This is a genomic window from Treponema sp. Marseille-Q4132, from assembly GCF_014334835.1.
GTDB lineage: Bacteria > Spirochaetota > Spirochaetia > Treponematales > Treponemataceae > Treponema_D > Treponema_D paredis.
Genome location: NZ_CP060591.1, coordinates 770523 through 792725, shown reverse-complemented (window position 1 = coordinate 792725; position 22203 = coordinate 770523). Strand labels below are relative to the sequence as shown.

At 50.4% G+C, this 22203-nt stretch carries 20 protein-coding genes, 1 tRNA gene and 1 pseudogene; 19 read left to right on the top strand and 3 right to left on the bottom strand.

Features of this window, described 5'->3' with window-relative positions; all coding sequences use genetic code 11:
* The 12 genes and pseudogenes from trmD to H9I35_RS03590 all read left to right on the top strand — a co-directional run bounded on the left by trmD (position 1) and on the right by H9I35_RS03590 (position 12516).
* Positions 1-792 (top strand): tRNA (guanosine(37)-N1)-methyltransferase TrmD, encoded by a 792-nt coding sequence (trmD, locus tag H9I35_RS03645; RefSeq protein ID WP_016521602.1) that lies wholly within the window; start codon positions 1-3, stop codon positions 790-792.
* 1 nt (position 793) lies between these two features.
* Positions 794-1132: pseudogene (gene rplS / locus H9I35_RS03640) on the top strand (50S ribosomal protein L19); the annotation flags it as partial.
* 237 nt (positions 1133-1369) lie between these two features.
* Entirely contained in the window at positions 1370-2620 is a 1251-nt protein-coding gene (locus H9I35_RS03635) for a hypothetical protein (RefSeq protein WP_187420261.1), read from the top strand.
* Positions 2617-2868, top strand: a complete 252-nt coding sequence (locus H9I35_RS03630) for an EscU/YscU/HrcU family type III secretion system export apparatus switch protein (RefSeq protein WP_187420260.1) — start codon at positions 2617-2619, stop codon at positions 2866-2868. Before H9I35_RS03635 ends, H9I35_RS03630 begins: the two co-directional genes overlap by 4 nt.
* Before the next feature lie 70 nt (positions 2869-2938).
* Positions 2939-3214, top strand: a complete 276-nt coding sequence (locus H9I35_RS03625; protein WP_016521598.1) for a hypothetical protein — start codon at positions 2939-2941, stop codon at positions 3212-3214.
* Entirely contained in the window at positions 3211-3618 is a 408-nt protein-coding gene (locus H9I35_RS03620) for a YraN family protein (RefSeq protein WP_187420259.1), read from the top strand. Before H9I35_RS03625 ends, H9I35_RS03620 begins: the two co-directional genes overlap by 4 nt.
* Entirely contained in the window at positions 3615-3806 is a 192-nt protein-coding gene (locus tag H9I35_RS03615; RefSeq protein WP_016521596.1) for a hypothetical protein, read from the top strand. The genes H9I35_RS03620 and H9I35_RS03615 overlap by 4 nt, the downstream gene beginning before the upstream one ends.
* 10 nt (positions 3807-3816) lie before the next feature.
* Positions 3817-4311: a hypothetical protein gene (locus H9I35_RS03610; RefSeq protein WP_187420258.1), complete on the top strand. Its 495-nt coding sequence runs from the start codon at positions 3817-3819 to the stop codon at positions 4309-4311.
* A 32-nt stretch (positions 4312-4343) separates the two neighbouring features.
* The gene (eda, locus tag H9I35_RS03605) at positions 4344-5333 is read left to right on the top strand and encodes a bifunctional 4-hydroxy-2-oxoglutarate aldolase/2-dehydro-3-deoxy-phosphogluconate aldolase (protein ID WP_252722711.1); all 990 of its coding nucleotides are present in this window, start codon (positions 4344-4346) and stop codon (positions 5331-5333) included.
* A 6-nt stretch (positions 5334-5339) separates the two neighbouring features.
* Entirely contained in the window at positions 5340-6050 is a 711-nt protein-coding gene (locus tag H9I35_RS03600) for a tRNA 2-thiocytidine biosynthesis TtcA family protein (protein ID WP_187420257.1), read from the top strand.
* 183 nt (positions 6051-6233) lie between these two features.
* The gene (gene uvrA / locus H9I35_RS03595) at positions 6234-9176 is read left to right on the top strand and encodes an excinuclease ABC subunit UvrA (RefSeq protein ID WP_252722710.1); all 2943 of its coding nucleotides are present in this window, start codon (positions 6234-6236) and stop codon (positions 9174-9176) included.
* 7 nt (positions 9177-9183) lie between these two features.
* A complete protein-coding gene (locus tag H9I35_RS03590; RefSeq protein WP_187420256.1) occupies positions 9184-12516 on the top strand; it encodes an LPS-assembly protein LptD in 3333 nt (1110 codons plus the stop codon).
* A gap of 155 nt (positions 12517-12671) precedes the next feature.
* Here H9I35_RS03590 and H9I35_RS03585 read toward each other — a convergent pair whose 3' ends face one another.
* Complete coding sequence (locus H9I35_RS03585) at positions 12672-13355, bottom strand: hypothetical protein (RefSeq protein ID WP_187420255.1); 684 nt, start codon at positions 13353-13355, stop codon at positions 12672-12674.
* A 185-nt stretch (positions 13356-13540) separates the two neighbouring features.
* Here H9I35_RS03585 and H9I35_RS03580 point away from each other — a divergent pair.
* Positions 13541-13613, top strand: a tRNA-Lys gene (locus H9I35_RS03580).
* Between the two features lie 260 nt (positions 13614-13873).
* Here the strand turns inward: H9I35_RS03580 and H9I35_RS03575 are convergent.
* Positions 13874-15679, bottom strand: coding sequence for an FAD-dependent oxidoreductase (locus H9I35_RS03575; protein ID WP_187420254.1), 1806 nt, complete (start codon positions 15677-15679; stop codon positions 13874-13876).
* Positions 15680-15857: 178 nt separating this feature from the next.
* Between H9I35_RS03575 and H9I35_RS03570 the strand changes: the two genes are divergently transcribed.
* The 6 genes from H9I35_RS03570 to H9I35_RS03545 all read left to right on the top strand — a co-directional run bounded on the left by H9I35_RS03570 (position 15858) and on the right by H9I35_RS03545 (position 21277).
* Positions 15858-17822 carry a TRAP transporter permease gene (locus H9I35_RS03570; protein WP_187420253.1) on the top strand — a complete coding sequence of 655 codons (1965 nt, stop codon included), beginning with the start codon at positions 15858-15860 and terminating at the stop codon, positions 17820-17822.
* Positions 17823-18172: 350 nt separating this feature from the next.
* The gene (locus tag H9I35_RS03565; protein ID WP_187420252.1) at positions 18173-19165 is read left to right on the top strand and encodes a TAXI family TRAP transporter solute-binding subunit; all 993 of its coding nucleotides are present in this window, start codon (positions 18173-18175) and stop codon (positions 19163-19165) included.
* Positions 19158-19370 carry a hypothetical protein gene (locus H9I35_RS03560; RefSeq protein ID WP_187420251.1) on the top strand — a complete coding sequence of 71 codons (213 nt, stop codon included), beginning with the start codon at positions 19158-19160 and terminating at the stop codon, positions 19368-19370. The genes H9I35_RS03565 and H9I35_RS03560 overlap by 8 nt, the downstream gene beginning before the upstream one ends.
* 46 nt (positions 19371-19416) lie before the next feature.
* Entirely contained in the window at positions 19417-19896 is a 480-nt protein-coding gene (locus H9I35_RS03555; protein ID WP_187420250.1) for a flavodoxin, read from the top strand.
* Positions 19897-19978: 82 nt separating this feature from the next.
* Positions 19979-20221: a hypothetical protein gene (locus tag H9I35_RS03550; protein ID WP_187420249.1), complete on the top strand. Its 243-nt coding sequence runs from the start codon at positions 19979-19981 to the stop codon at positions 20219-20221.
* 207 nt (positions 20222-20428) lie between these two features.
* Positions 20429-21277, top strand: coding sequence for a leucine-rich repeat protein (locus H9I35_RS03545; protein ID WP_187420248.1), 849 nt, complete (start codon positions 20429-20431; stop codon positions 21275-21277).
* A gap of 200 nt (positions 21278-21477) precedes the next feature.
* Here H9I35_RS03545 and H9I35_RS03540 read toward each other — a convergent pair whose 3' ends face one another.
* On the bottom strand, positions 21478-22152 hold the full coding sequence (locus H9I35_RS03540) for a Crp/Fnr family transcriptional regulator (RefSeq protein WP_016521584.1): 675 nt from the start codon (positions 22150-22152) through the stop codon (positions 21478-21480).
* Positions 22153-22203: the final 51 nt, after the last annotated feature.

Genomic DNA, 22203 nt, shown 5'->3' with positions numbered 1-22203 from the left:
ATGCAATTTACCGTGCTGACCTTATTCCCCGATATTCTGCGCGCGTACTTCGAAAATTCGATTATGGCGAAAGCGGTTGAAAAGGGAATTATTTCCTGCGTCTTGACGGATATCAGGGATTTTGCCCGTGATAAACACCGTTCCTGTGACGACGGTCCGTACGGCGGCGGAGCGGGGCAGCTTATGCTCGCCGAGCCGCTCGGGGAAGCGCTCGACAGCGTAGAGGCGTACAAAAAGCGCGTCATCTATGTGACGCCCGGAGGAAAACCTTTTACGCAGGCGAAAGCGCTTGAGTTGAGCCGCGAAAGCGAAATCGTCATTATCTGCGGACGGTACGAAGGGATCGACCAGCGGATAATCGATCGATATGTCGACGAAGAGATTTCGATCGGGGATTACGTTATGTCGAGCGGAGAGGTTGCGGCGGAAGTCGTCATCGACACGGTGTACCGCCTGATCGACGGCGTCATTTCGGCGGAATCGCTCGACGAAGAAAGCTATTCGGGCGGACTGCTTGAATATCCGCAGTATACGCGGCCGCAAAATTATCGGGGTGAAGAAGTGCCCGAAGTGCTGCGGTCGGGAAACCACGAAGCGATACGCGCGTGGCGGCTGCGGAAGAGCGTTGCGAAAACGCTTGCCAATCGGCCGGACTTGATAGCGTCTGCGCGCAGCGCGGGTACGCTTTCATCGGAAGCCGAAAAAATTATTAAGGAAATTACGGAGCAGGTTTCGCTTAAAACCGCCGGAAAAAAGAAGCGGGCGAAACGGACTCGGGAAGCTGGAGACTGAGATGGATATCATTAAGGGTATTGAAGAAAAACAAAAGCGTGCGAGCGCTATGGGATTTAATGTCGGCGATACGGTAAAAGTTTTCTTTAAAATCGTCGAAGGAAAAACGGAACGTATTCAAGTGTACGAAGGCGTCGTCATCGCGAAAAACGGCGGCGGTACGCGCGAAACCTTTACGGTCCGCAAAGAATCGTACGGCGTCGGAGTCGAGCGCGTCTTTCCGATGCACTCGCCGCGTATCATAAAGGTGGAAATCGTACGTCCGGGTAAAGTCCGCCGTGCGAAACTCTATTACCTCCGCGATGCGGTCGGTAAAGCGAAGCGCATTAAAACGCGCGTCGGCGGAAACATCGCCGCGGCTCTTGCCGAACGTAATGCCCGAGTCGATGCCGCGGCTGCAGCTCAGGAAGCTGCAATCAAAGAAGAGCAAAAAGAAGAACACGCAGCGGAAGCGGCTGAAAAAGCGAAAAAGAAATAATGTGCCGCTTTTGAAAACTCAAGCGGTTTTTAGAAGCGGATGGGTCTGTCTCAAAAGTCGCTTGCTTTTTAGACAGACCCTCGATAATTTTTTTAGCGCATGGATACGATTTCCCGCGTATACGTTCAGACGGCTTCCCTTTCCGCTATGCCGAACCGGCACGAGATTCGCGAAGGGGATGTCGTTTCCGTGCGCATCCTTTCACAGACGGGGCAAAACTCGTATATCGCTTCTTTTGCGGGCGGCAGGTTTTCCGTTACGTCGGAAAGACCTCTTGTGCCGGGTGCTCTTTTTTCCGCTTCCGTTTCAATCAAAGACGGAACGCTCGTCCTTTCACCGCTTATCGCGGATACCCCTTTTTCAAACGAACATCTTGTAACGACGTTTTCGACGGCGCTCAATCCCGACGGAACGCTCTCCGATGCGGAGCTGGTTCGCTATTTTACTTCTCTCAATCTTTTTCCCGATTATATTACCCTTTCTCTTTTTACCGCGATGCAGCAGCTCGGCATGAAATTCGATGAGAAGATTTTTACCGATGCGCGCCGCATCGCGCAGTCGTTTCCCGGTCGTGAAAAAGAAGCGGCGCAAGCCGCTCTGCTTTTGGCGCAAAAAGGCATCCCCATGGAAAAAGATGCCGTCGCCGCTATCGTCGGTGAAAACGAAAAAAGCGATAAAGGCTCCGGAAGCGATGCCGCCTCTGAAAGCGGCGGCAGGGCGGAGAGAGGAGGAGCGGATGAAAAGAGCGGCGGTCGGCAAAACGGCGGAAAAGATAAAAACGCGGGAGAAAGCGATTTTTTTGGACGCGAGGCTTCGCTGCAAGACGGAGGTACACACATACGAAGCGGCTCCGACGAGGGGCGGCCGCTGAAAGAACTCGTTTCCGAAATCGAAGCGGAAGTGCGGCGGTTTTTTTGCGGCATACTCTCGGGGCGGGCGCTTGAACAAAGCGAAGGCGGCGTTCTCACCCTTTTCAATCAACGCGGCTTTTCTTCAGGCGCAAGCTGGATTCAGCTCCCCTTCGAGATTTCCCTCGACGGCGGGGATAAAACAGGAAACGGTGTACTCCGTTTTTTTGCGGATGCGCGGCAAAAAAAGGCGGAAAAATATACGGCAACGCTCGATTTCGGTGGGCAATTTTATTATTTTGTGATATACTTACATAAAGAACGAAACCGCGTGCTCTATGCCGCATCGGGCGAAGAGCGTGAGGGTGAAAGCGCTTTGCTCAAAAAAGCGCTCGAAGCGGCGTTCGGCGGAAAATCGTTCAGCGTCGAACGGACGGAAAGCGGTGTGCTTTCGGGCTTTTTCGAAGAAAGCGGTATTTCCGTTGTCAGAGGCAGCGTATGAAAAAAGCGGTCGCGCTGAAGTATCCGGAAGGTGCGCCTTCGCCTTTTATAACGGCATCGGCTCGGGGTGAAGCTGCGGAAAGGCTTGTCGAAATAGCAAACGAGCAGGGTATCGCCGTCGTCGAAAATGCGAACCTTGCCGACGTTTTGACGCTTGGAGAAATCGGCTCGTACGTGCCGGAAGAAACGTGGGGCGTACTCGCGGGTATATTCGCCTTTGTACTGAAAATGCAGGATAAAAAACGATAAAAGGCATCTTCAAAAATCGATCGGATTTTCAGAGATGCGTAAAATTATTAAAGGAATGCGAGGGGATTGTATGGCAGGTTTTTTGAAGCTTACGCAAAACGATATTAAAGAAGGTATGCGTTTTTCCGCACCGGTATTTTTTGACGACGGAAAAAACATGTTTCTCGCAGCGGGAAAACCGGCAAAGCCGTACCACCTTGCCGCGCTCAAAAATTGGAATGTTCCTTTTTTGCTCACCGTAGGTCACGTGCTTTCTCAGGCTGAAATCGATGCACAGGCGAATGCGAATCTCGAAGACGTGGACGAACTCGAACCCGTCGACGACGATATGCCGGTAAATATTTGACCGAGCGCGCAGAGCTTGAAGCGCCGCGTTCGTCCGTGAGCGCTTCAAAAAAATCGATCGGAAAAGCGGGGGAAGAAAAAGCTGCGCGTTATTTGGCCGAAAAAGGCTATTCGATCGTTGCGCGAAACTGGCAGACAAAAATCGGTGAAATCGATATAATAGCTTCGTCGAAGGATGTACTCGTTTTTGCGGAAGTGAAGACGCTTCCGAACGGAAACGCCGATATGCTGTCGCGCGTACTCGACGGCCGGAAACAAAAAAAAATTATAGAAACGTCTAAACGTTTTCTCTCAAACAATCGACAATATAGTAAGCACTATATCAGATACGATGTGATTGTTGTGGATATGCCGTCTTTGCCGGCCGTATATCACATTGAAAATGCTTTTTCGGAGCTTGTATGATTTCCGGTCTGAAAACAACTACCCTCGTCCTCGAAAAACAAAAAGCGGATTTGCCGCCCCGCCTGCTCGCACTGCGGGAAATGATTCGGGACTCGGAGTATATCGATACGGCCGTACAGAGGATCGCTCAGGTTATCAGCAAAAAATTGATTGAAAACCCTGAAGACGATCCGCTGTTTACGGAATAACGGAGCGGATATGGGAAAAAATACGAAGCGCGGACGCGTAAAAAGGGATTGGAAAAATCAAAACGCTCAAAATCCCCGCTCTCCCTCTCTCAAACGGACGGACGATAAAAATACAAAACTCCGCGATGCCGCCGTTCAGCGTCATCTCTATGAAAATATCGCAGCGCAAAAAGAAAAAGACGAAGCAATCCGCGAGCTCAAGCAGCGCCGCGTCGTCTGTCCCATTTGCGGAAAGGATATCGAAGAGATGGCAAGCGCCGTCGTCGATAAAGCCTCCGGAAAACCCGCGCACTTCGATTGTATTTTGGAACAGCTGCAAAAAACGGAAACGCTCGGTGAAAACGAAAAAATCGCATACATCGGGCAGGGAAGGTTTGCGCTTTTGCGCTACGAAGATCCGCGCGACGTAAAATCATTTAAAATTATTAAGACGATAGAGTGGGAAGGGCGCGATGCCGATCTCCCGTGGCGAAGCGAACTGAGCGGCCTGTACAGTCAAGTGTAGTGCGGCGCTCTCATATTATTTTAACAAGGGGTATGGATATGTTTGAAAAAGAGTACGATCTTTTGCATAAAACGGGTATCGTTCCCGTCGTAGCGCTCGATTCGCCGGATGATGCGGTTCCGCTTGCGACGGCGCTTCTCAAAGGCGGCATCACTTCAATGGAGATCACCTTCCGCAATCCGTCCGATTATGAAGGGACCGCACGCGCGATACGCGACGTACACGAAAAAGTTTCCGCAATGACTGTCGGAGCCGGTACCGTGACGAGCGTCGAGCTTGCAAAAGCTGCGATCGACTCGGGAGCGGCGTTTATCGTCTCTCCGGGATTTAAAGAAGACGTCGTCGATTATTCCATCGCGCACGGTGTCGTCACGTATCCCGGAGTTTCTACGGCGAGCGAAATTACGGCGGCCGCTGCAAAAGGTCTTTCCGTGCTCAAATTTTTCCCTGCGGAAATTTCAGGCGGCTGCGCTGCGCTCAAAGCTTTTGCCGGTCCCTTTCCGCGTATAAAATTTCTTCCGAGCGGCGGATTGAATCTCGACAATATGGGAAATTATTTTGCGTTGTCGAACGTCGCGGCCGTTTCCGGCAGTTGGATGGTGAAGGGCAGCCTTATCAAAGCGAAACAATGGGATGAAATTACGCGCTTGTCGAAAGAAGCGGTCGAAGCTTCTCTCGGATTCGGTTTTGCCCATGTCGGCATCAATTTCCACGGAGACGGCGAATGCGCGGAAGGCGTAAAAGAATTCGAAGCGTTCGGCTTTAAAGGCGTCGAAGGAAAATCGTCGTGGTTTTGCGGAACCGAATTCGAATTGATGAAAAACGGCGTAAAGGGCAAAAACGGACACATCGGAATTTTGACTTACAATATCGAACGCGCCCTCGCCTACCTTGCCGATCGCGGTTTTAAACCCGTCGCCGACAGCGCGCAGTGGACGGGGGATGCGGAAAAGTCGCCGCTGAAATTCATCTATCTCGATAAAGAGATCAACGGTTTTGCCGTCCATTTGAAAAAGCGCTGACGCGCGATGGCCTCTCATCCGAAACTTCAAAGTCTTATCGATAAAGCCGTTTTCGATTACGCGATGATCGAAGACGGCGATCGCATCCTCGTGGGCGCGTCGGGCGGAAAGGATTCGACCGCCCTCGTCGAGTATTTTGCGCTCCGCTCCCTGCGCCCCGATTGCAAGTTTTCGTATAAAGCCGTCGCCGTACAAAGCGATTTTGCGCCCGCTTTTCCCGAAGGCATCGCGCGCTTATTTTGCGAGCTGGGCGTGCCCTTTGAAATCATCGGCGCCGACGTGATCGCGCGACTCAAAAAGGGACAAAAGATGAACTGCTGGTGGTGTTCGACGCAGCGGCGGACGGAACTTTTGCATTATGCGATCGAACATAAATTCAATAAAATCGCACTCGGACATCACCTCGACGATATACTCGAAACGCTCCTTATGAATATGCTCGAGCGGGGCGAACTTTCGACGATGCCGCCGAAACTTTCCTATGAAAATTATCCCGTTACGATTTTGCGTCCGCTGTGTTATGTCGGCGAAAAAACGCTCGTAGACTACGCCCGGCTGAAAGGTTTTGCGTCTTCCGTCTGTACCTGCGATTATCAGGATAATTCGGGAAGAAAAAAAGCGCGTCTTTTGCTCGAAGGGCTTACCGGCGGGAACGATGCGAAAAAGATGCGCCTCTTTTTATCGCTGAAAAACATCCGAAGCGAATACCTGCCGTAAAGCGTACTTTGCGGAACTTCCGCTGCGGGGCGGCAGCAGTCATATAGACAGGGCAACTGCATCGGAAATGTATACGCGGAAAAGAAAGCATAATAAAAAAGGCGGAACGCGAGGCAGCGGCAAATCCTATATTGAAAAATCGCCTTGAGCGCGAAGCTCTTATGCGCTATACTTATGTGTACTATGGCATCATCCGCATCCTATCAATTGAAAAAATATGCGAAAAATATCGCGCCCGTCACGGGCGAAAAAATAAGTATCAGAGGCGCGCGCGAGCACAATCTGCAAAACGTCGACATCGATTTGCCGCGCAATAAACTCGTCGTGCTTTCCGGTCTTTCCGGCTCGGGAAAATCTTCGCTCGCGTTCGACACGCTTTTTGCCGAAGGGCAGCGGCGCTATATGGAAAGCCTCTCGTCGTACGCGCGCCAGTTTTTGGGTACGATGGACAAACCCGACGTCGATTTGATCGAAGGGCTCTCTCCTGCGATTTCGATCGAACAAAAATCGACGAACAAAAACCCCCGTTCGACGGTCGGCACGATCACCGAAATCTACGATTATTACCGTCTTCTCTTTGCACGCATCGGGCACGCGCACTGTCCGAACTGCGGACGCGAAATCGCCGAACAGTCGATAGACCAAATCATCGACACGATGATGAGCTGGCCGGAGGGTACGAAGGTGCAGATACTTTCGCCGGTGGTACGCGGAAAAAAAGGCGAACATCAAAAAGTGTTCGAAGACGCGCGGAAAGCGGGTTTTGCGCGCGCGCGGGTGGACGGCGTTATGGCCGATTTGGAAGATACGGTCAAACTCGACAAGCAAAAAAAACACACGATTGAAATCGTCGTCGACAGGATTATCATTTCGCCTTCCGTGCGCAAGCGTTTGGCGGACTCGGTAGAAACCGCGCTCAAAAGTTCGAACGGTACCATCATCGTCACGAAAAAAAACGATGCTGCAGGCGGGGAAGCATCTTCGGAATCCGAAGTGTTTTTTTCGCAAAAGAACGCGTGCCCCTCCTGCGGCATTTCGATCCCCGAACTGCAGCCGCGCCTTTTTTCATTTAACAATCCTTTCGGCGCCTGCCCCGAATGTACCGGTTTGGGCGAAAAGATGGAATTCGATTTGAATCTTATGATTCCCGACGAATCCAAATCCTTCGACGAGTGGGCGATCCTTCCGTACAATCCTTCGTCCGCGTGGAATACGGCGCGCATACAGGGGCTTGCGGACGCGTATAAATTTACGCTGTCGACGCCGATCGAAAAATTGACAAAAAAGCAGAGAGATGCGCTTTTGTACGGTACGAAAGACGCTATCCACTGGGAATATGAAAAGCAAAGCGGGGAAGGGTATTCGGTGTACGATCAGGCGTGGCCGGGTCTTTTCGATGATATGAAGCGGCGCTACACGGAAGCGTGGGGCGACCAGATGAAAACGAACCTCGAAAAATACATGGCGCACCGCGAATGCGCCGCGTGCCGCGGAAAGAGACTGCGTCCCGAAGCGCTCGGTGTCACGGTCGGCGGAAAAAATATTTGGGAAATCACCGAACTTTCCGTTCTCGATTCGATCGATTTTTTTGACAAAATACGATTGACGAATTCCGAAAGCGAAATCGCGTCTCAAGTTTTAAAAGAGATACGATCGCGACTGCGCTTTTTGAAAAACGTCGGACTCGATTACCTCACGCTTGAGCGTGCGGCGGAAACGCTGTCGGGAGGCGAAGCGCAGCGGATCAGGCTTGCCACGCAAATCGGAAGCGCCCTCGTCGGCGTTATGTATATCCTCGACGAGCCGTCGATCGGGCTGCACCAGCGGGATAATCAAAAACTGATCGACACGCTGACCTATCTCCGCGACGCGGGCAATACGGTCATCGTCGTCGAACACGACGAACAGACGCTTCGAACCGCGGACTATCTCGTCGACTTGGGACCTGCGGCGGGCGTACACGGAGGCCGCGTCGTTGCGGCGGGAACGCCCGAACAGGTTTCGCGCGTTGCCGAAAGCGTTACGGGGCAATACCTCGCGGGAAAATTGCGCATGGCGATTCCGGCAAAGCGGAGGGGCGGCAACGGAAGCTGTATCGAACTTACGGGAGCGACCGAGCACAATCTGAAAAACGTTTCCGTAAAGATTCCCCTCGGCACTTTTACATGTATAACGGGCGTTTCGGGATCCGGCAAATCGACGCTGCTTTCCGACGTGCTCTATCCCGCGCTCAGCAATAAGCTTATGCGTACAAAATACTCTGTCGGCAAATTCGAAAAGATCGAAGGCGTTTCAAATATCGACAAAGTTATCAATATCGATCAAAGCCCCATCGGGCGCACGCCTCGGTCGAACCCCGCGACATACGTCGGGCTTTTCAGCGGCATACGCGATCTCTTTGCCTCTCTTCCCGAAGCGAAAGCGAGGGGCTACGGTCCGGGCAGGTTCAGCTTTAACGTAAAAGGCGGCAGGTGTGAAAACTGTCAAGGCGCGGGGACTATCGTTATCGAAATGAATTTTTTGCCCGACGTGTACATCCAGTGCGATGTCTGCGGCGGAAAGCGCTTTAACAAAGAAACGCTCGACGTAACGTACAAGGGCAAAAACATCAACGACGTACTCAATATGACGATCGAAGAAGCGTGCGATTTTTTTGCGGGCATCCCGCACGTCGCTCGCAAACTCGAAACGCTGAAGTCGGTCGGTCTCGGCTATATCCAGCTCGGGCAGTCGGCGCTCACACTTTCCGGCGGAGAAGCGCAGCGCGTAAAGCTTGCGACCGAACTCGCGCGCACTTCGACGGGCAAAACGATGTACATACTCGACGAACCGACGACCGGTTTGCACTTTGCCGACGTCATGCTGCTCATGGAAGTGATTCAGCGCCTCGTCGACGCGGGCAATACGGTGATCATGATCGAGCACAACCTCGACGTTATCTGCCAAGCCGATTGGATAATCGATTTGGGGCCGGAAGGCGGTTTCCGCGGCGGAAATATCATCGCGAAAGGAACGCCCGAAGAAGTCGCCGAAGTCAAGCAGTCGTATACGGGCTCTTATATCAAAGAGATGCTCGAGCGCGAAAAGCTCCGTCCTGCCGCAAAAAAATCGGCACGAAAAAAATGATTGAAAAATGATTGGATCGAAACGCCGTATCGTAAAATTATTAATTTTTTCGTTCGTCTTTTTTTCTGCCGGTATGCAGCGTGCAAGAGCGGCGGACGATGCATCGGTGCCGCGTACGGTGCAGGAAGAAAAAACCGTCATCACGATAGAACATTCGCAATCGACGTCGTATGAAAAAAATAAAGAGACGGGAAACGATACGATAGTGCTCTCGGGAGCCGTCCGCATTTCCGTTGCGAAGGGAAGCACGAAGACGACGATCCGCGCCGAGAGAATCACTTACGACAGAAAGACGCAGATGATGTACGCTTCAGGCGGCGTGTCGATGGAACAGACGGGAGGCGCGGCCGGCAACAGTACGGCGAGCGCATCGTCACTCATGTTCAACACGTCGACGCTCGAAGGCGTGTTCGACGACGGGCGCATCGTGCAGACGCAGACGGATTCGATCAATTTGCCGTCGGGTTCGACGCTCATCGTCGCATCCGATATGTTCGGCAGGAGCGAATCGAATACGGTCGCTTTTAAAAACGGAAGTCTCACGTTTTGCGACGACGAAAATCCTCATTGGCATATAGACGCGACGCGCATTTGGCTGCTTCCCGGCGGCGAGTTTGCGTTTTTCAATGCGCTCTTATACGTGGGTGTCGTACCCGTGCTTTATCTTCCGGCATTTTATTATCCGAAAGACGAACTCGTCTACAATCCCGTATTCGGTTACGATGTACGGCGCGGATATTTTATTCAGACGACCGCCTATCTTTACGGGCGAAAGCCGCTGTACGTTCCGAAAGATACGTCGAAAAAAAAAGAAGACGGCGATGACAGCGATAGTCTTAAAGCGCTGTTCAATTTTATGAGGCCCTCGACGCTGAAAAAACAAAAGCTCGAAGGTATCGTGCTGCACAATCTCGACGAAGACTATACCGGCAGTACGGCGAATTATTTTAAAATCATGGGCGACTGGTATTCGAATCTGGGATTTGCGGCCGGTTTCGAAGGCGCTTTTAAGCCGAACGATTATATCACGGAAGTCGCTTCTTCGGCGCGCCTTGCGTTCAGCAATACCGTGTTTCGCGATTCCCGGGGAAATCATATTCCCTATGCGGCTTCCGGGAAAAAATATTCCGACGGATCGAATTTTTTAGGACTTGCGCTGCCGTTCCGTTACGGTGCGAACTTCAAATTTACGCTGAGTAAACCTTTTTCGCTTTCGCTGTCCATGCCCTTATATTCCGATCCGTTTATCACCGATGATTTTTCCGAACGCGGCGAAACGATGGATTGGATCGGCTATCTCACGTCGATGGGTACCGATTCGGGAGAAACGAAAACCGTCAACGAAATATCGTCTTTTTCATGGACGCTCGCAAGTTCCTATTCGCTGCCGTCATCGCTTCCCGTCGCTCCGTATATTTCTTCTCTTTCGGTTTCGCTCAACTCTTCGGTCGTATACGGTTCCATTGTTAATAATTCGCTTTCAAGTACGGATGATTTGAAAACATATTCTCCCCAGCGGAAATTTTATTATCCGTCGCAGATTACGCCTGCAACGGCTTCTCTTTCGCTTTCGGGAACGATTTTTTCGTATCCGGCGCGGGAAACGAATGCGGCAAAAAAGAATACGCTTGAAGTGCCGCTCATTGCTCCCGACGAATTGAAAACGGCAAAAGAGATCGCCGAAGAAAAAGCGAAAGCCGAACAAGCGGCAAGTGCTGCAGTAAATACGGGCGGCACGGATCCCGATACGGCGGATACCGCGCTCGCAGCTTCGGATACGGCGCATGCCGAAAACCCTTCCGGTACCGACGCGAAAGATGATGCGAAGTTTTTCGAAAAAGCGCTTCCGTCTCTTACGGTTCCGTCCCTTTCAGTTACGGCGATTCCCGGCTTCGACTACAAACTTACGTATTCGCTGAAACCTTCTTTTACGTCTCAGCTTGCCTATTCGGCGACGGGTTTGGATAAGCCCGAAGATTTCAAATGGGATGCCGTCCGATCTTCGATGTATACATTTAAAACCCCGCTTTCGATCGATTCGGCTGCAAGCTACGGCGGCGGCTTTTTCAATCTTACGAACGGAGTATCGTATAATCCCGTTATACAGCGCCATCCTTATATTTCGACCGATACCGCAAAGGGCGGTTATACGTCTCAAGCGGCGGATTCTCTGAAAGTCGCGGATTTGAAAGCATCGACGCAGGAAATCGTCAATACGAATACGCTGAGCGTCAAACCGTTTTATTATATCGGCATGTTTAAAAATACGAGCTTTACGTACAACTCGACGATTAAACTGCTCAGAAGCGAATTTACAGGCGATGTCGACAATCCCGCATGGGAATATCACGGTCCCGATTTTACCGATAAAGATTCGGTAACCGCTCATCAGCTTGCGTTCACTTATGCGATGAACGAGGGGGATGCCTTTTCGCAGTCGCTTTCGCTTTCAATGACGCTCCCCCCGCAAGTCGACGAATACACCGGTACTCTTTCTCTCGCCTTTCCGTATACGACGTTTTCGCTTACGACGGGATTTAAGAAAAAGAGCGCTGCGGGTGACGAGTGGGAGCGAAAGCTTGTACAACAGACATGTACGCTTTCACTTTTTAAGAATACGCTGAAATTTACGCAGTCATATAATTATAACTGGGATAAATACCGGCATGATGCGCTGCGCCTTTCTCTCTCGTGGCAGGGCTTGCAGGCTTCGTATGCGATGTCGTATACGAAAGGCTACAATTTCGATGGAACGCTCGGATGGCAGGCCCGTTCCGAAGAAGAGTTTTTGCCGTATTCGCTTTCGCTTGCATACACTTTACCCCAGGATACGTTTTACTTTTGGAAAAACCGCATCAAAATCGCGCCGGGTCTTTCGACGAGCATAGTTGCGGATCTCCTGCGTCCGACGAACAGCTATTTTCTTTTTACGCCGTCGATCAATTTCGAAATTAATAAATTCGTCAAATTTACGTTTTCGTCGACGTCGCGCAATTCCGTGCTGTACCGCTATTTTCAAAAGATGTTCGGAGCGGAGGGACGCATTCCCGGAGAATCGAATATCTTTGCCGACTTGCTCGATTCGTTCAGGTTCGACGACGAAAGCAAGCGCAAATCTTCCGGATTCAAACTGCAGAGCTTGAACTTTACGTTTACGCACGATCTGCACGATTGGGATTTCAATACGACATTTAAAGTTGCACCTCGCCTTGTAACGGAAGGAGGAAGCAAACGTTATGATTTCAATCCCTACGTGACCGTTTCTGTCGTGTGGCGCCCGATGGAAAGCATGAAAACGAAAATCGTCGATAAATACGGAGAGTGGGAGCTGAACCCGTAGGCCGCTTGTCTTGGGCAGCCGGGCAGGGCGGACATCGGCTGTTTGTAAAATCGTACGGGCTTTTTTCACCCGTTTATGTATCAACTGAATGGCGAGTTTCGAAAGCATATCTTTATTTAGAAACGCTTTTAAACTCGCCGTTGCGCTACAGCGATTTATTTTACACGGGTAAGCGTGCCTGTGATGCGAAGCACATTATTTTTCAACGTAAACTTTACGTTGCCGTCGTAGTGATAGGCGGCGTCAGGATTGAACGCATCCTTTTCAAGCGGGATCTTGCTCCAATCGATGTCGGCCATATTGCTTGCGTCTCCGCCTTGTTTTAAGTATTCGGGTTTGACGACAAAACCGTCGTCTTTTTTGTCGGTGACGTTTTTTGCGATCTTCGATCCGGTCAGCAGATTGAAATTTCCCTTTTTATCGGTTTTCAATTCGAACGCGTTCGTTTTGCGGACAAAACGTACGGTAATGGTGCCTGCGTTATTCGTCACTTGCAGTCCGTGACTTTTTACAAACGACGGATTTGCAATTGCAAATAAAAATACGCTGCGAAGCCCTGCGGGCATGGAAGCTTTTCTGTCCTTCGTCGGTTCGGCGAAGCGGACTGCGTTGAATGCCCTCGTAGAGCCGTTGAGACTTGCACCCGATGCGGCATCGAATTTGTCCTGCACGGTTTGGTTTCCGACCGTCCACGTAAAATAATCGGCATCGTGATTCTTTAAGGAAAGATCCATTTTGTAATCGATCTTTACATCCGTCGCAGGATCGGCTGCGGCAAACGAAAGCGCCGTCGTTAAAAGCACTGCCGACAATATGCCGGTAATCGCCGTTTTTTTCATATAACCTCCGTAAAACTTGTGTATCAAGCTTCGACTATGGTATAGCGAATTTTATAAATGTTAGCAATAGATAACATTTGACGATGTATACAAGCCCGAATATCGAATGAAATTCCATTACAATTTTTTTGCCGGTTATTGACACGGAAGAAAAAAAATAATATAGTAACCCCTATGTTATGCGCGGGCTATTAGCTCAGTAGGTAGAGCAACGCCCTTTTAAGGCGTGGGTCTGCAGTTCGAATCTGCAATAGCTCATTTTTGCGCGCTTCGGTTTTTTGAAGCGCGTTTCTTTTCCAAGCATCACCGTCATATCGATCGTTTTCTTTTTATTATTATGTTTTGTATTTCAAAAATCGAATCTTCGATACTGCATGAAAATGAAATACATGAGAACGATGCCGGTACGAAATCTCCTCGCGATGCAATGCCGCGAGGAGACGGTACATTTCGGACGAAAACGTCAAACGGAATTGCCGCTTCGGTATCGTTTTCTACAAAGTGTATTTTCGGATTATTTATTTACCTGCGTTTTTTGCAGCGCTTTCACCCGCGATGCGTCCCGAACCGATCGCCCATGAATTCATCATTGCAGTCATCGAGTCTCGTCCGTTTGCACCGCCTACAACACTTCCGGCTCCGTATAAGTTTTTAACGGGCTTTCCGCCTGAGAGCAGCTGCATGGAAGCATCGGCTTTTAAACCGCCCAAGGTTGTGGAAAAGCGCGGACGCTGTTCTACGATGTAGTACGTGCCGCCCGATGCAAGAGCGACGGGGTTTTTCTTGCCGAATTCCGGATCGACTCCTTTTGCACAGTTGTCGTTGTATTTTGCGACGGTTGTCTGCAATGCTCTTGCGTCTATGCCCATAGTTTTTGCCAGTTCGTCAAGATTTGCGCTTTTTGCGATTACGGGTTTGCCGTCGTTTGAAATATTGTACCATTTGTCGATATCGCTTTCGGATGCGATGAGTTTGTCTTCAAGGCTCTTTGCTACGTATGCGCGGTACGCATCTTCGTCCATTAAGAGATACAGAATTTTGTCGCTCTGCGCTACGGTCGCTTCCGTCTGTGCTGCAAGTGTTCCCGTTTCATTTACGACGCGAACACCCTTTGTATTTACGTATATCGTTCCGTGTCCGTTGGAAGCTGCGGTAGAAGATGCCGTCGCCGCAAGAGCTCTTCCGGGAGTTGTTTCTACGCCCTGTGCGTAGACTTTTACGCAGTCGAGGTTAATGGTATCCGTACCGATTGCTTTTGCCATCGTAAAGCCGTCTCCCGTGTCCGTGCTGCGTCCGTAAAACATATATCCCGTGAGGGTATTCGGAAGAAGCTTCGTGTTCGCTCCGTAACCGCCCGAGGCGATAACGGTGGAAGCCGCGTTGATCGTAATTTTTGCGCCCGATTTGTCGCTTGCCGTAACGCCTTTTACTTCTCCGTCTTCGAAGATTAGGGATTCACCTTTTGTTTCCAAAAGCAATGTCCCCCCGAGGTTTTCAAAATTCTTTTGCATAGCGGCGAAGAATGCCGGAGAGCGTCCTACAACGCCGATCTGCCTGTTAGCCGAATGATCGGGGTATTGTGTTGCGGCAACATTGTACGGCACTTTCATGTCGTCGATGAGCCAGTCTACCGTTTTGCCGATGGTTTTGGTGATCATGGAAACCAAGACGGGATCGTTTACATTTTTTCCGATGCGCATGATATCGCTGTATGCCAGTTCCGGAGAGTCTTTGGTTTCTTTTAACTGTTCTCTTTGAAACTTCGAACCGGTCGCTATGAGGGTGCCTGCGTTAAGAGCGGTGTCGCCGCCTACTTGTCCGTTCTTTTCGATGAGGATAACCTTCGCTCCCTGTTCTTGCGCCCGCGCAGCTGCCGTTATACCGCCGCCTCCGGCGCCGATGACGACAACATCGCATTCGAGCGTTTTGTCTCCCTCGTTTGCTTTGGAAACCTCTTTAGCGTAATTGCTCGGCTGTCCGCCTGCCTGTTCGATCGCGTTCTGTACGGCCGTTTTAATAGCATAAGAAGTGATTGTAGCGCCGCTTACCGAATCGACGTTTGTAGAATTGTTTTTTACGATCGCTTCGGAAACCTTCGCGATAGCGTTTTCACTTACACCCTTAGTTTCAGTGTGCTGCGTTACGGTTACCGACGTGATGACGCCTTTTGCAAAGCCTACTTCGACGGTGAGCGGGCCGTTATGGGCGATTGCGGTACCGGTATAAGTACCGTCCTTTGCCATGCCTTTTTTCCCTCCGCAGGATAAGGCCGCCGCTAAAAATACAATGCCTGAAATACAGGCAATGATACGGAATCTTTTCATATGACCTCCAGCATTATAAGAAATAAAACTACCCTCTAATATTGTACATAAATTTTTATGAATTAAAAGATGTCGTCCTCGTTTTGTCAAATCCTTAACGTGAGCCGAATTTCAAAATCATTGACTTTTCCGATGTATGTTTATACAATCTTGCGCATATAAACTTTTAGGAAGCCGTATGCCGAAATCGACCGAAGCTGCTCTTGCGCAAAAATTGCTTGAAGACACGGATACCGATTCCCGTACCAGAGTGTATACCGGGCCGACGGAAAAGGTCATTTCGGTTTTGCTCTGCGTTTGGGTCGTCTTTCAGCTGTATTTCAATACCGTCGGAGTGATGAGCGCCGTAAACCTGCGCGCGTTTCACAGCATCTTTTTGCTTTTGTTTGCGTTCCTGTTATATCCTGCGACAAAAAAAGAAAATCGAAAACGCCGCTTTCCTCCCGTCGTCGATTTTTTTCTCATCGCGTTTGCTTTTTTTACGTTCGGCTATTTTATACTTCACTATACGGCACTCGCTCGGGGCGGCGGCCGCGTCACGCCTTTTCAAATCGCCGTTGCCGCTCTTGCGCTCGCAGTGGTTTTTGAAGCTGCCCGCCGTACTTCGGGAAACCTTGCTTTTCTTGCGGCGCTCTTCCTTGCCTATAATTTTTTCGGAAAATATATTCCGGGGCAGCTCGGCCACAACGGCTTTACGATAAAGCGCGTACTCGTCACCCAGTTTTGGGGCACTCAGGGAATTTTGGGCGTCGGCGTCGGAGTGTCTGCGACGTATATTTTTTTATTCGTCGTGTTCGGCTCTTTTTTAAAGTACAGCGGTTTTTCAAAATTCATCAACGATTTTTCTTTGACGCTCGTCGGGCGCACACCGGGCGGACCTGCAAAAGTCGCCGTCTTAGCCTCCGCCCTCATGGGCATGATAAACGGATCGGCCGTCGCAAACGTCGCAACGACCGGTACGATTACGATCCCGCTTATGAAGCGGACAGGCTATAAAAAAGAATTCGCCGCAGCTGTAGAAGCGACGGCGAGTACCGGCGGTCAATTCTGTCCCCCGATCATGGGCGCCGTCGGTTTTGTCATGGCGGAATTTTTAAACATAAGTTATACGACCGTCATGCTCGCAGCGATCGTGCCCGCGTTTTTGTATTACTTGGGAATTCTGCTCGCCGTTCATTTTGAAGCGAAGCGTATGGGACTTCCCGGCCTTTCGAAAGAGCACATCCCCGATGCCGTAAAAGTGCTGAAAGAGCAGGGGCATCTTGTGCTCCCGCTCGTGCTTCTTATCGCGATGATGGCAAAGGGATTTACACCGCTTCTTTCGGCAGTCGCCGCAATTTTTGCGGCCGTCGGCGCGAGCTGGATCCGAAAAGATACGCGTATGACGGGCGATAAAATAATCGCCGCCTGCGTCGAAGGTGCGAAAGGTGCCGTCGGCGTCGGCGTGTCCTGCGTTATCATCGGCGTCATCATCGGAACCGTGACGCTGACAAGCCTCGGCCTCAATATGGGTTACGTGATTTTAAACGTCGTGCCTAACAACAGCATCTATTTGACGGGACTCCTCGTCATGGTTATGTCGACGATATTGGGGATGGGGGTTCCGGGCGTGGCGGCCTACGTTATCGTGCAGGCTGTCGCCGTTCCCGTTTTAATAAAGACAGGCGTGCTTCCGATAGCGGCGCACTTGTTTTGCCTCATCTACGCATGTCTTTCGAATATCACGCCGCCGGTCGCAATCAGCTGCTACGTCGCAGCCGGCATCGCGGATTCGGATCAGCTTAAAACCGGACTGCTTGCCGTGCGGATAGGGCTGGTCGGATTTTTGATCCCGTTTTTCTTTTTGGCAAATCCGGTGCTGCTCATCGGAAGCGGAAGCGCACCTCTTGCGATGAGCCTCTGGTCTGTGTTTACGGCATCGGTCGGAACGGTCACGCTCGTAGCGGGTCTTGAAGGATGGCTTTTGCGCCGCGCATCCCTTTTCGAACGCGCAGCTCTTATCGCGATCGCTCCTCTTTTACTCTATGCGGGTGTCGCCTCCGATGTGATCGGCTTTGCGCTCCTCGCTGCGGTGAGCATTTATCAATACGTAAAAAATCGAGTGCCGGCGAAAAAGATTTCCGATTCGGAAAAGCGCTCATAAGCGGAGTTGCTTAAAAATACGATTACGCGATAAAATATCCGTCAATAATTATTAATACCGGTGCGATGCTTGTATTTGTTCTGTGAAAACGCACGGTTGATTTTTTGAAAACTTTTCGGTTTTTTAAGGAGGTACGATAAAAAGCGCCGTCTGAAATATCGCCGCCGCTTTTTATCTCGAGTTTGCTTGGATGTTTGCAGTAGCCGTGTATACGTATCGTTCCGATAAAAATCGCATAAGTACGATACACTGTATTTGCAAACTCGACTATTGAACGTGTGCGCGTTTGCGCACGGCTAAAAACTTTTTCGAAAGTTGAAACTTTCTGCAAAAGTTTTTATGGGAGAAATATGAAAAACGTATCTATGAAAATGAAGATCGGGTTTGCCTCGGTTTTTGCGGCCGCGGTACTTGCAGGCTGCAGCGGAAAAAAAACTGCGGCGGGCGGACACGAAAAAGTGACGATTAAATTTCCGACGGCATCCGCTTCGGGGGCGCTCTATGCGGTAGGAGCCGCGATCACGAATGTGTGGGATACGAAAATCGATTTTGTAAGCGCGTCGAGTCAAGCGTCGAACGGCGGCATCGACAACCTCAATCAGATCGCCGACGGAGAGTCGCAAGTGTCGATCGCCGTAAGTTCGAACTGCTTTCAAAGCTATAAGGGTACCGACAGCTTTGAAGGCGCCGCGAATAAAAACCTCCGCATCATTGCGGGTTTGTACTTTAATCCGAATCAGGTCGTCGTTACAAAAAAGTCCGGCATCGCATCTCTTTCCGGCATCAAGGGCAAACACTTTGCCGTCGCCGCTGCGGGATCGAGCGTTGAAGGCGAATGCAAAAACCACTTTACCGCGGCGGGCTTGAGCTATCCGTCCGACATTCAAACCGAATACATCGCTTTCGGAGATGCTGCCGATATGCTCCAAAACGGTACGCTCGACGGCGCATGGATTATGAGCGGCATTCCCGCAGCCGCCGTTTCTCAAGCCTGCTCGTCAGGATGTACGCTCGTTTCGATCGGAGACGATATTCTCGAAAAGCTTCGTTCATCCTATCCGTGGTATGCGCGCTATACGATTCCCGCGGGAACCTATCCCGGACAAAACGCGGATGTCGGCACGACGGCTATTAAAATGTTGATGTTTTGCAATTCGACGCTCGACGATGAAACGGTATATATGCTCACGAAAACCTTTTGGGAAAACGTCGACGAACTCGGAAACGCGCAGCGCAATTTAAAAGGATTGAAGGCGCAGGATGCGGTAAAGGATATTGCAGGCTTGCCGCTGCACGAAGGCGCAAAACGCTATTACCGCGAAATCGGCGTTTCGTTTGATTGACGGACCTCATTCGATTGCTGACGAAATTCCTGCCGTGCGGTACGGCGACGCTGTGATTTGCGCTTACGGTGCGGCAGGGATTGAAGGGACGGCGAAGCCGTTCCGAAGCGAGCGCTGCGAGCGGAGGAATGAAGCCGGACGGCGGAATCCCGAAAAGCCCGGTTTTTGCGGCGCAGGCGCAAAAAGCCGCCATGAAGATATTTAATAAATCTGATATGAAATTTATTAATTGTTAAGAGGAAGATACGGCTATGGCGAAAAAATTGGTTGCATTTTTCAGCGTAACGGGTAAAACTTCTTATGCGGCGCGCATGCTTGCGGATGCTTCGGGCGCGGATCTGTATGAAATCAAACCCGCCAAGCCGTATACCGGTGCGGATTTGAATTGGATGAATAAACAATCGCGCACGAGCAGAGAAATGTCCGATCCGTCGTTTCGGCCCGAGATTGCGGGTGGAGATGCGCGTATTTCCGATTATGATGTGATCTTTATCGGTTTTCCCGTTTGGTGGTCGATTGCGCCGTCGATTATCAATACCTTCGTCGAGCGATATGATTTCAGCGGCAAAAAAATCGTGCTGTTCGCGACGGCGGGCGGAAGCGGTTTCGGTTTCGATAAAGCCGTTTCTCATTTACAGCCGAGCGCACCGAAAGCGAAAATCGTCGGGGGCAAAGTACTGAACGGCGAACAGGATCCGGCTTTTCTTTCGGCGTGGGCGGCGAAGTTTTGATACCGGCCGCTAAAGCGGGCGCGGCAGGCTTTCAAAATGCGAGCGGACATAAAAAACGGTATGATATATAAAGACGCTCGCATTGTCTTTCGGGCGCGCTACGACGATCCGCAAGCGCACAAACATTTTGCACGGCGCAAAAGATCACTTTATCGATCGGCATTTATACCGAGAAGAAATCGATGCGCTCACCGGTGCAAAATCGGTAACGTTCAGGCTGTTCACCGACAAAGAAGCGGCGTCGAACCACTGTCAATGCGGAAACAGCCGCCTCGTGCTGGACACTATGCTGGGCTGGCTGGGAACCGTGCGCACATCAAGGTGAGTCTGCTCCGCCTGCATGATCGTCCGTAAGGCGCCGATCGATTCCTTTGCGGACCGGTCGGCGTTTTTTTATACATGAAAACGGAATCCGCGTTTTTGATGCGCGCGCAAAGCATTTGGAAAAAAATTAAAAATGTGTTATATTATGAATACGATACCCGTAACGCGGGTGTGTTATTTATATTCAACACAATACCAGGAGGTGTTTATGAATACGAAAAATTCAAGACTGTATACAAAAGTATACAAGAGTTGGGTATTGCTCGGCAGTATCCTGTTGGTTTTAAGCGCGTTGACCGGTTGTAAAGATCCTTCCAACAGCGGGGGCGGCGGAACTTCTTCGCAGTACACAGCGGTTGCTTACGGCAATTTGGCCGGCTACCTTGCAAGCGCTTCTTCGACCGAAGTCAACTATATCGAAATAACGGGAAACATACCGGCGGCGAATTTAATCGGTACTTTCGATACAGTTGAAGAGGTTGCCGTACACGGTGAATTAGGTAAACGATTGAAGGATTCCGGTAAAAAGATCGCTCTTAAATTGCCGGCAAATATTGCGGCGGGGACATCCATGGAATACTGTTTTGGGGGGTGCACGAATCTGGTTTCCGTTGAAAATATTCCCTCCGGTGTTGTTAATTTGATGGGAAGCTTTGAAGGTTGTACAGAGTTGACGGGAGCGCCGAGCATTCCGAGCGGTGTTACAACGATGCAGGGGTGTTTTAAGAAGTGTACCAGTTTGACGACGGCACCCGCCGTGCCGGAAAGCGTTACGACTCTCAGTTTTTGTTTTAACGAATGTAAGGAATTAAAAAATGCGCCTGTCGTTTCGGCCGCAGTCAATAAGATGTCTCAGTGTTTTAACGGTTGTTCGAAGCTCCCATCCGTTACGCTTAAATGTAATTACGTTCCGGGAGAGTTCCTTCTGACTTTTGACAATTGTCCTGCTCTGGGTGCGGACAGCATTACCGTGCCGAAAGGAAAGCTGAGCGATTATACCGCTGCAGCAGGGACTATGGGGACGACTGCAGACAAATTCAAAGAAGCAGCCGACTGAGCGCGGTTGAAAACATATTTTACAAAATCGCGCGGTGCTGCAATTTCGAATTTAAACGCCGTGTGATTAAGGATTTTCAAATTCGACGCCGATCGATTCCTTTGGAAGCGGTCGGCGTTTTTTATGCGCGCAATGAAAACAAGGGCAAACGGCGAAATAGAATCATACATTGATAAAAGATGCGAGTGTTGGGATCGCCTCTATTTTTTCTGTGACTTCGTTTTATTCAGCACGAAGTGATTTTTTCGAAAAGTGATGAGACCGTCGTTTTGCATTTTTCCGAGTTCTTTCGAAAGCGCCGTCCGTTCGAGGTTGAGGTAGTCGGCGAGCTGCTGTCGGTCGAAGGGAATGTCGAATTCGGTGCTTTTCTTTTTCAGTGAAATGAAATTCAGATACGACAGAAGTTTTGCGCGGCTCGTTTTGCGGGCGGTGTGAAAACTCCGCTCCGACAGCGCGATATTTTTACGGACGGAAATCGTAAGAAGATTTGACAAAAGTTTTACGAGCCACGGCTCTCCGCTTGCCGCTAATCGCCGGACGGTACCGATTTTAAAAAATACGATACGGCTGTCTTCGTTCGCGCACGCATCGACGAGGAGTACGGTGTTTTCCAAAAGCGCGTAGGTTTCTCCGAAAAACTGTCCTTTGCCGATGTAGCCGAGTATCGTCCGGTTGCCCCACAGATCGTTGTTTTCGATGATGACGCTGCCCGAAAGCACCATGCCCATCGTATCGATCGTGTTTCCCGTATGGAAGATAATTTCGCCTTTTTTATATGCGCGCTCGCACACACCTAGCGCGGCCGCGGCACGTACGGTTTCTTTTTCATCCATGCCGTTGAAGATTTTCAGCGAACGAAGCATCGCCGTATCCACTTGCGCCTCCTTGCGCCGCACTGCCCGATAAAATCGATATAAAATCGACGT

Excerpts from the sequence above, each read along its gene's own strand:
- trmD (WP_016521602.1), top strand. The coding sequence starts at position 1 with ATGCAATTTACCGTGCTGACCTTATTCCCCGATATTCTGCGCGCGTAC.
- H9I35_RS03635 (WP_187420261.1), top strand. The coding sequence starts at position 1,370 with ATGGATACGATTTCCCGCGTATACGTTCAGACGGCTTCCCTTTCCGCT.
- H9I35_RS03630 (WP_187420260.1), top strand. The coding sequence starts at position 2,617 with ATGAAAAAAGCGGTCGCGCTGAAGTATCCGGAAGGTGCGCCTTCGCCT.
- H9I35_RS03625 (WP_016521598.1), top strand. The coding sequence starts at position 2,939 with ATGGCAGGTTTTTTGAAGCTTACGCAAAACGATATTAAAGAAGGTATG.
- H9I35_RS03615 (WP_016521596.1), top strand. The coding sequence starts at position 3,615 with ATGATTTCCGGTCTGAAAACAACTACCCTCGTCCTCGAAAAACAAAAA.
- H9I35_RS03610 (WP_187420258.1), top strand. The coding sequence starts at position 3,817 with ATGGGAAAAAATACGAAGCGCGGACGCGTAAAAAGGGATTGGAAAAAT.
- eda (WP_252722711.1), top strand. The coding sequence starts at position 4,344 with ATGGATATGTTTGAAAAAGAGTACGATCTTTTGCATAAAACGGGTATC.
- H9I35_RS03600 (WP_187420257.1), top strand. The coding sequence starts at position 5,340 with ATGGCCTCTCATCCGAAACTTCAAAGTCTTATCGATAAAGCCGTTTTC.
- uvrA (WP_252722710.1), top strand. The coding sequence starts at position 6,234 with ATGGCATCATCCGCATCCTATCAATTGAAAAAATATGCGAAAAATATC.
- H9I35_RS03590 (WP_187420256.1), top strand. The coding sequence starts at position 9,184 with ATGATTGGATCGAAACGCCGTATCGTAAAATTATTAATTTTTTCGTTC.
- H9I35_RS03585 (WP_187420255.1), bottom strand. The coding sequence starts at position 13,355 with ATGAAAAAAACGGCGATTACCGGCATATTGTCGGCAGTGCTTTTAACG.
- H9I35_RS03575 (WP_187420254.1), bottom strand. The coding sequence starts at position 15,679 with ATGAAAAGATTCCGTATCATTGCCTGTATTTCAGGCATTGTATTTTTA.
- H9I35_RS03570 (WP_187420253.1), top strand. The coding sequence starts at position 15,858 with ATGCCGAAATCGACCGAAGCTGCTCTTGCGCAAAAATTGCTTGAAGAC.
- H9I35_RS03565 (WP_187420252.1), top strand. The coding sequence starts at position 18,173 with ATGAAAAACGTATCTATGAAAATGAAGATCGGGTTTGCCTCGGTTTTT.
- H9I35_RS03555 (WP_187420250.1), top strand. The coding sequence starts at position 19,417 with ATGGCGAAAAAATTGGTTGCATTTTTCAGCGTAACGGGTAAAACTTCT.
- H9I35_RS03545 (WP_187420248.1), top strand. The coding sequence starts at position 20,429 with ATGAATACGAAAAATTCAAGACTGTATACAAAAGTATACAAGAGTTGG.